The organism is Cecembia sp. (assembly GCF_007126775.1).
In the GTDB taxonomy this organism is placed as follows: domain Bacteria; phylum Bacteroidota; class Bacteroidia; order Cytophagales; family Cyclobacteriaceae; genus Cecembia.
This window is the reverse complement of sequence record NZ_SLAP01000158.1, coordinates 1-8,901: the sequence shown is the minus strand read 5'-3', so window position 1 is coordinate 8,901 and position 8,901 is coordinate 1. Positions and strand designations below refer to the sequence as shown.

The following is an 8,901-nucleotide window of genomic DNA, read 5'->3' as shown; positions in this document are numbered from 1 at the left end:
CCCGTCACTAAATCCCGAGCTATCGGGACCGAAGGGATCATTTATTAACGTTCCGTCCCCCAGCAAGGCCGGATCCGGCCTCCCGTACGTATGGGATCGTCATTCCCGCCCTGCCTACTAAGTCGATTTAGGTTTCAATGTTATGGAATTCTTTTATGCTATCCACCAAGAATTTAAATTTAGCTACTTATCCTTACTTTGAAAAGTCTTTGAATTCGAGTTAAAGACACGAGTTTTAAAATCATTGGTCATTTTAACATAGTTGTAGTTACATAGTAAAGCCCAGTATTTATTCCTCATAGTACTTCACCTGATGCAGCTTTAAAAATTCCTTGATGATATCTGCATGGATGCATTGGCCCAAATGGATAAAAGCATGATCCGATATTTTCTTGATTTGATGATTGAGCAGAACTTCTTTTTCAACGATGTCAAAGCCAAGGTGCAAATGCTTGGTGGAAAACTGCATGCCATACACGATTCCCTCTTGATTGAAAAGGGGGCCACCACTTTGGCCTTTGAGTCCAGGGGTACTCATTTCAATGCCATATACTTTGTTTTCTTCTGCCAAAAACCTAGTCACCATTCCTTCTAATGGAAATCTAGGGGAAGTCTTGATTCCCGCTTGGGTCCATTCAATCTCGTCTGTACTTTCGTCGAACCTGAAATTGTTGAATTCGGGAAAGGGGAAACCCAATCTGCACAAAAACTCGCCCTGTTTTATTTGCGAAGTATCCTTCTTAAAGATGGCGAAATCCTTGTAATGAAGGGTTTTAAAGTCATTGAATTTTAAGATGGCCAGGTCATATTTGGGATGTAGATGCCATGTGAAGCCCGTCATGGAATCCACACAGTCCACAAAGGTGTTCTTGATCTGTATTTCTGTTTCCGGGTTCAACTTGTATTTCAATTCAAGGCCTTTAAGGTTTTTCCTGTACTTTCCATCCCTTGGAAGCTGAGCCCTTTCTTTTTTAAAGGCATTGTAATTTTCTGTCAGCTTATCTGAAGCGGCGAGCACTTTGATGACATGCTTACAGGTAACGGCATAGCCTTCTTCATTTACAAAAAACAGCGTCGCGGCCCCTGGGATAATTTGTTTTCCCCCATAGGTCCGCAAGATGGTATGGATAGGCCTGGTAAAGGACGCTACTTTTTCAATGGCTGCTTGAAACATATTTTGGTGGTTTGCCTTTTACAAAATTTCTATGGCCTCAATTTTCCGGGTGTTGCTTTGGGAGTTTTCTGACAATATTTTACCACGTTTCTCTCACGCCATAATGGAGTAAAGAATTCCAGATTTGGTTGATAAACGCCATAGTGGCGTCTATATTCTGACTATCCTTCCCAATATCCCCATTAATCTTTTTAAAAACATCCCTTGTACAGGGTATTTTAGGATTTTGAGAAGTAGAAATTTGGAGAAAGCCATTTTCATGGCTTTTTTAGTGATAAAATTAGCCTATGAATATTATTGCGATGCAATCGCTATCGGAATAGCCAATTGCACCTCAGCCCATTCAAAGTACAGGATCGCACCAGCACCTTCACCAGCTTCTAAACGGGCAGTCAGTTGCTCTACAGTTTGGTCAAGCGGGTTGACAGGTACCTCGGTGACAAATACATCCTTGCTGTAATCGGGTTCCCAGGCTCCCCATTTCCCAAGTTCTGTATTTACGCCTATTCGAAAGGATTCAGGTCCTGGTATGGCATAAAGCCTGTAGGTACCCGCATTCAAAGGCGCTCCATTGAAACTGACATTCTGATTGATGGTGATTTCGGTGGATTCGTTGGCACCCAAGCGCCAATATTTCCCAAAGGGCAGCAAAGCACCCTCTGCTTCCGTACCAAAAATCAGGCGACCTCTTGCTGTCGGACGGCTATAGTTGAACTCGATCTGAAGACCATCCACCTCCAAGCTAATCACCTCGGGAGGACTTACCGACCTGCTGCGATAATTCATGTAGGCAAATGCGATGACCAGTATCAAGATGAAAATTCCTAGACCGATGAGAACTTTTTTTAGCATGGCGTTTTTTCGTTTTGTATTAAAAAGAAATGTAAGGATTAAAAGTTTGGTTAACAAGGGTTTAAGGAATTATGCAATTGTTTAGATCCTTTCCCTATGAGGCTGGTTTTTTTCATTCTTTCTATCCATTCTTAGCAAATGCACCAAAACAGGATGTTTGCCCACTATTCTTCAGTTAGACAATTTCAGTTTTGGAAAATCCCCAATTCACTTTCTTCCCACTTCCCCAAATTTTAAACTGGAAAAGCCATTATTTTTAATTAGATTTCTTAACTGAAATGATTGTCAACAATTTTCTCCAACCAACATGAACCGAGCCTATTTTACCTTATTTCTGTTTCTAATCATCCCCTTTACTTTTGCACAAACTACCTCTATAAAAAAATCCCCTCCGCTATCAGAAGCTGCCCCACAAAGTGTAGGCATCGCTCCTGAGAGATTGAAGAAACTGGACGCCATGTTGGAGGAAGCGATACAAAACGATGAGATCCCTGGCTTGGTGGCCTTGGTAGCCCGAAATGGGAAAATTGTCTATCATGCAGCCAAGGGTAAAGCAGATGCAGCCGACGGAAAAGGCATGTCCAAAGATGCTATCTTCAGAATTGCCTCCCAGACCAAGGCCATTACATCCACTGCGGTGATGATGCTTTGGGAAGAAGGGAAATTCAGGTTGGACGACCCGATCTCCAACTGGATTCCGGAATTCAAAAACCCACATGTTCTTCAGAACTTCAGATTTGCGGACTCCTCATTTACCGCCCGTCCTGCCAATAAAGAAATCACCATCCGCCATCTACTTACCCATACTTCTGGATTGGGCTATGGTGTGATAGACGGAGATGAGCGGATGAAGATGATTTACCAAAAAGCCGGCATAGTGGACCTCTATACCACTGAGAACATCAGCATCGGAGACAATATAAAGAAACTGGCAGCACTACCGCTTCACCATAACCCTGGAGAGAAATATACCTATTCCGAAGGATTGGATGTCTTGGGTTATTTGATAGAAATTGTCTCAGGCATGCCATTTGACCAGTTTTTAAGGACAAGGATATTTGAACCACTGGGTATGCAGGACACTTGGTTTTACCTGCCTGATGCCAAAGCAAACAGGTTGGTTAAAGTTCAGCGCAAAGTCGATGGCAAATGGGAAAATTTCCCGGTCACCTTTTATGACCCTCAATATCCTATCAGCGGTGCCAAAAGGTTCTTTTCAGGAGGTGCTGGTCTTTCCAGTACGGCAAAGGACTATGCTACTTTCCTTCAGATGTACCTAAATGGGGGAGAACTGAATGGGATACGCATCCTCAGCCGCAATACCATAGAAACAATGATGAAAAATCAAATTGGTGACCTTTGGTCTGGGGCCAAGCATTATGGTCTGGCTTTCGGTGTGGTGACTGCGCAGGGTGTGGCAGAGGGAGGCATTGGCAGTGAAGGCACCTTTGATTGGGGCGGTTATTTTAATACGCAGTACTTTGCCGATCCTCAGGAAAAAGTCATTGGCATCGTCATGAAGCAAACCAGTCAAACTTCAGGTGATCAGACCGGCTGGAAATTCAGGCAGATGGTTTTTACCTTATTGGATGATTGAAAAAATGGATACAGCTATCATATTGAGTGCCGGAAAAGGGTCAAAGATGTGGCCCTATGCCCAAATTCGTCCCAAATCTTTGATTTCCATCTCCAATAAACCTATACTGATTCATCAAATAGAATTGTTAAAAGGTGCCGGATTTAAACATATTTTGGTAGCGGTAAACCAACATGAACAAGCGTACCGTTATGCTTTGCGGAATGTGGAAGATGTGGAGATTATTCAGGTAGGGGAGACTGAGGGAAATGCCCAATCACTCTTTTTATGTCTAAAAAAAATAGAGTGCCAGAGATTTTTAGTGATGTATGGAGATATATGGCTTGAAAAGCCTGATTTTGACCGGTTTTTGAAAGCATCAAAAGGTTCTTCTGCTTTGCTTTTGAAGCATCAGGAAACTTCCAGAAATTATATAGGTTGTAACCTCCATCCGGATGGTACTATTAAGGAAATTATTGGACATTCCAGGTCAGAAACCAGCCACCATTTTTTAGCCTTTACCTTGGAGCAAGACATCATTCCATTTTTGACCAAAGTATCACCCATTTTCCCCAGTGTGGAAGTTGGCATGATGCCTCCCGATGAGGTTTTTTTGGAAGCAGCATTGGTAGATTGGATGGATAAGGGAAAAAAGTTGGAGGGCTTAGTCTGTAATTTACCAGCTTTTGATTTGGATAAGCCTTGGCATATTCTCCAGGCCAATTACCAAAATAACGAAGACATTTGTGCTCAGATAAAGGAAAATGTTTTGAATGAAGGAGCGGAAATTGACCCAAGTGCCATGATTGATGGCTTCGTAAGACTTGGGAGAAATTCCAAAATTGGGAAAAATGTCATTATAGAAGGAAACGTATGGGTTGGTGACCATACAGAAATCAAAGCCGGAGCCATACTCAAAGGAAACAATGTCATAGGAGACCACTGTGAAATTGGATATTACTGCTACATCGAAGCTGGAAGTACAATTGGCCATCGCTGTAAAGTATTGCATGCAGCGGAGTTGTCAGGCGTTATTTTTGATGGGGTTTATCTTTACCATTATATGGAAATAGCAGGTATTGTGGGGGAAAATACCGATATTGGTGCCGGTACAGTCTGTGGATCACTAAGGTTTGATGATAGTCTGTCTGATCAAAAGGTGAAGAGTAGGAGGGAAAAGGTAGAAGGGCAGGATTTTGCCAACGCCTGTTATATTGGAGATTATGCCAGAACAGGGGTCAATGCCATTTTGCTTCCCGGCGTCAAGACTGGAGCCAGAAGCATAGTAGGTCCTGGGGTCATCCTGTCGGAAGACTTGGGAGATGGGAAAATCATTTTATTGAAACAAAACACAGTAATCAAAGATTGGGGTCCTGAAAAATATGGTTGGTAATTTTTATGTTGGAAGGATTAAATTTTAGTCTCTGATTGAAGATCAAACCTTTTTCCCAGCAATAATAGAGATAAAGCGATGATAGCTGATCCCATACACACGCTTAGTAATGTCATAGTAGAATACTCTTGAATGATCCAACCCCCTACTGCTCCCCCAATCATTACACTCAGGCTTAAGAATACTGCATCAGAGATAGTCAGGGCAGTGGTTTGAACTTCCGGTGTGATAATATCAAAAATATATTTCCGTAAGGCGGTAAGCATGAGGCCAAAGGCAAACCCTTCCAAAATAGAGGCAAAGGTCACTACTATTGGGGTTTGGAAATATAAAATGATAGCAAAACGTAGGATGTAAAGGATTACAGCACTTATCATCAGTTTTCTTGGGGCATATTTCGACAGTAACCAAACAGACAAAAACATCGCAGGAATTTCGCTTCCCGCATCCACAAAATAAGTCCAACCTAGGGCAACTACCCCTCCTCCAGTTTCCTTAATGATAAGTCCCATGTAGTTATAGGCAGTTTGAACTCCTAGGTACAAGAAAAAAATCACCAAAAGGATATACACATAAGAAGGATTTCCGAATAATGCTTTAATCGCAGTTTTTAGGGTTAACGCCTTATCTGAAGTATGTTTTCCATCGATCTGACAATCCGGGGTAACCATTACTACTACAAAAAGTAAAAGTGTACAGAAAACAGCGACCCAATACATCATGTTCCATCCAAAATTTTGGATCAAATAAGCCGTAATTATTGCTGCGCTGGACCAGCCGAATGAACCAAGCCCCCGTATTTTGCCATACAGTTTTTCTTCATTATGGACGCTTAGATGTCGGAGTGCCCAAGCATCTATCATAGGCCCAATAGGCTGCTGCAGGAATCCTATGGCCATCATATTGGCATAAATAAGTTGGATGTTTTCTTGGAAAGGAAAGAGGGAAAAAGATATGCCCAAAAAGACTACACCCAATCCAATAGGGATTTTATTGCTCTTTAGCTTATCTGAAAAAAAGCCAAAAACATTTTGGCCTATTAAAGCCGATAAAGTATACAAAGACATCATTAAGCCTATATCGCTTGCCTTTATTCCTCTGATTTCTTCAAAAAACAATATATAATAGCATAAAAAAGCACCTGACAATGCCCAATACAGGTAGGTCGCTACTCGAAACCGAAGCAGAATTTGAGGAATAGTCAGCACTTTGGATTTCATTTCGCCTGAAAGGTGGGGTCAAACTCAGATTTTATGGTATTGATCGCGTCATTGATAAAATCTTCCGTAATGGTTTTGTCATTGAGTATAGAGTAGCTATAACCTTTTTCTGCCACATAAGCATTACATTGCCTTAGCGCCTGAGCAATATCATCATAGCTAATATCCATTGATCCTGGATGGATAGGTACCCCTGCTTTTTTAATAATGGCTTTTATTTCCTGGACCTTATTTTCTTGCAACATACTCATCAGTAAGATGCCCAAATTAATCACTTTACCATGTAAAAAGTGTTTCTGGGTCAGCGCTTCCAAACAATAATAAAAGAAGTGTTCTGAACCTTCTTCGTATTGACAATGACCTATTTTATAATTTTCTACAGCCACAAATTTAAATCCTTCCATCAATAAACGTATTCCCTTTTCTGTTACCTGATAGATATCGTCTACCTGGTCTTTTACTTCTTGAAGTAGCGTAGCAGTTTTATTATAAAGTTCAGCATCCAAATGACTCTTGCCCTTCTCAGCGCCCAATTGCCAGTCATATAATGCAGTATGGCAACTCAATAGGTCACAAATGCCAGATCGGTTTAAGACGGGTGGGGTAGATTGGAGAATATTGAAATCACAGTAAATTTTTTCGGGTATTATTTCCCCCACATATTTGACTTTCCCATCATACCGCAGTGCAATTGGATAGGAAAACATGGCATCCACTGAAATGGCCGTTGGTACCTGAACCAAGGTTTTCCCACTTTCCCAAGCATGAAATTTTGCAATGTCCATGGCCATTCCTCCTCCCAATCCAATTACAAGGTCAAAAGGGGGTAAAAGTTGGTTTTCCTGTTCCAAAATTCTGGCTTCCATCGTTTTTGTAAACAGGAAATTGGGATTCAGTCTGGAAAATAATGCTCCGTAATTACTTTTTATAGTCGGGTCGGTTACAACGAGAGTTTTAAGGCCTTGGTATTTAGTGCATAATTCATTCGTCAGTAAATGACCGTAGGTAACATCATAGTGAATTTGTGATTTCATGGCAAAAGCAAGAAGGTTGGCTAAATGAAGTGATAAGAAATTGAAATATAATATTTTGAAATAAAAAAATACCTCAAAAGGAGTGATACTACATGTTAATATTTCAGTTTCAAATTTATTGCTTAATCCTATAATTCAAACTCAGATTTATCTGTCTTCTTACATTCAAAAAGTTTCCTTCTGTCAAAAATCCCTGTCCTTCCAAAATATAGCGGTCTCTTCTGGAGTTAAAAACATCGGCAATATTTAAGACAAGGGTGCCCCGACTATTTAAGACTTCCTTGCTGGCAGAGACATCCATAAAAAAGATACCTTTTCTTATTCCTTGTGCAATGCGTTGCCTCCCTTCGTAATTGCTCCTTAACTGGCCTGTAATCCCATTACCAAAGTTAAACCTGGAATTTTGTCGGGCATTCCATGAATAAGTTGTGGCCATGAAGTTTCCCTCAATATTGCTTCCGTCAACGGAAGCATAGAAGAAGTTCATATTGAAATCGATTTTCCACCAGGGGAAAATCTGATAATCTGTAGCAAACTCCAAACCAAAGGATTGTTCTCCCAGTAAATTCTCCGGTCGGATGGTGGCATTACCTTCATTGTCCACTGTACGGATTCTTTCAATTTTGTCTGTAGTATTGCGGTAAAATATCGTAGAAAACACAGTACCTTTTTCGAAGTATTTGATGTGACCCAATTCAATGGCATCTGTAAATTCCGGGTCAAGGTCCGGATTTCCACTGAAAAAGTTTCTGGCATCCGAGAAGGTCATAAATGGGCTGAGGTCATTGTAAAATGGCCGCCTAACCCTCCTGCTGTAGCTGAGTTGTAAGCCATTTTCCTCGTTGAAATTATAGGTAAAATGAGTACTAGGGAATAAGTTAAGGTAATCCCTGGGATTGACTTCATTGGTCCTGACCAAGGTGGTTTTGACATCGGTGTATTCTGCACGTAAGCCACCTTGATAACTCAACTTGTTGCTTTTGTTACCTAAAATACCGTAGAGGGCATGAATATTTTCTTGGTAAAGAAAAATATTGTCCAATCCGGGGAGGGGATTGAAATTTCCTTGTTCATCCTGTTCTTCCACGATAAAGTCATTTTCCATATTTCGGAAGCTGCTCCTCAAACCTGTTTCAAGTTTCCCTTCTGAGCCAATGGGCTTGGTATAATCTACTTGAATCAAATATTGCTTTTCAAACTCATCGTTGATAGAGGTCTGCAAAAGGGATCGGGATGGAATGGGGATGCCCTCAGGACTAAAGGTGTTTTCAGTAAAGACCTGATCGGAATTTTCCCAATAATCCAAAAATGTCAGGACCGTTGTCAGTTCATGGCCTTTTTCTTCAAAGCTTCGCTTGTATGTGATCAAAAATTCAGCATTGGGTTCTTTTTCAAGTTCCTCTTGCCTCCTCAGGGAATAACTTTGTTGGTTGTCCGGGGTGAAAAGGAAATCATTGTACCGGATGTCCGTTATCCTGGTAGCATCACTTCTTCGGAGCAAGTATGAACCTGTCAATACACTTTTTTCATTGAAATAATAATCCAGTCCTGCCCTTACATTGTTGTCCAGCGTATATAGCCTGCCATTGACAGTTTGTTTGGTGATGAACAATGAATCTCCCCCAAATGCTTCCTGGTATAAATTTCCTTCT

Annotated in this window: 7 protein-coding genes; 2 read left to right on the top strand and 5 right to left on the bottom strand. The window is 41.1% G+C overall.

Features of this window, described 5'->3' with window-relative positions; all coding sequences use genetic code 11:
• Nucleotides 1-289: 289 nt before the first annotated feature.
• Entirely contained in the window at nucleotides 290-1,174 is an 885-nt protein-coding gene (locus QZT73_RS10305; protein ID WP_291788006.1) for a trypsin-like peptidase domain-containing protein, read from the bottom strand.
• Between the two features lie 294 nt (nucleotides 1,175-1,468).
• Nucleotides 1,469-2,026, bottom strand: coding sequence for a DUF2911 domain-containing protein (locus QZT73_RS10300; protein ID WP_291784415.1), 558 nt, complete (start codon nucleotides 2,024-2,026; stop codon nucleotides 1,469-1,471).
• A 307-nt stretch (nucleotides 2,027-2,333) separates the two neighbouring features.
• On the opposite strand from QZT73_RS10300, the gene QZT73_RS10295 reads away from it, so the two are divergent.
• Nucleotides 2,334-3,623: a serine hydrolase domain-containing protein gene (locus QZT73_RS10295; protein ID WP_291784414.1), complete on the top strand. Its 1,290-nt coding sequence runs from the start codon at nucleotides 2,334-2,336 to the stop codon at nucleotides 3,621-3,623.
• A gap of 4 nt (nucleotides 3,624-3,627) precedes the next feature.
• On the top strand, nucleotides 3,628-4,995 hold the full coding sequence (locus tag QZT73_RS10290; protein ID WP_291788003.1) for a sugar phosphate nucleotidyltransferase: 1,368 nt from the start codon (nucleotides 3,628-3,630) through the stop codon (nucleotides 4,993-4,995).
• Nucleotides 4,996-5,012: 17 nt separating this feature from the next.
• Here QZT73_RS10290 and QZT73_RS10285 read toward each other — a convergent pair whose 3' ends face one another.
• From QZT73_RS10285 to QZT73_RS10275, 3 genes are all read right to left on the bottom strand, one after another.
• Nucleotides 5,013-6,215, bottom strand: coding sequence for an MFS transporter (locus QZT73_RS10285; protein WP_291788001.1), 1,203 nt, complete (start codon nucleotides 6,213-6,215; stop codon nucleotides 5,013-5,015).
• Nucleotides 6,212-7,249: an iron-containing alcohol dehydrogenase gene (locus tag QZT73_RS10280; RefSeq protein ID WP_291787999.1), complete on the bottom strand. Its 1,038-nt coding sequence runs from the start codon at nucleotides 7,247-7,249 to the stop codon at nucleotides 6,212-6,214. The genes QZT73_RS10285 and QZT73_RS10280 overlap by 4 nt, the downstream gene beginning before the upstream one ends.
• 115 nt (nucleotides 7,250-7,364) lie before the next feature.
• Nucleotides 7,365-8,901: outer membrane beta-barrel family protein (locus QZT73_RS10275; RefSeq protein ID WP_291787997.1), on the bottom strand; the 1,537-nt coding region annotated here is incomplete at its 5' end.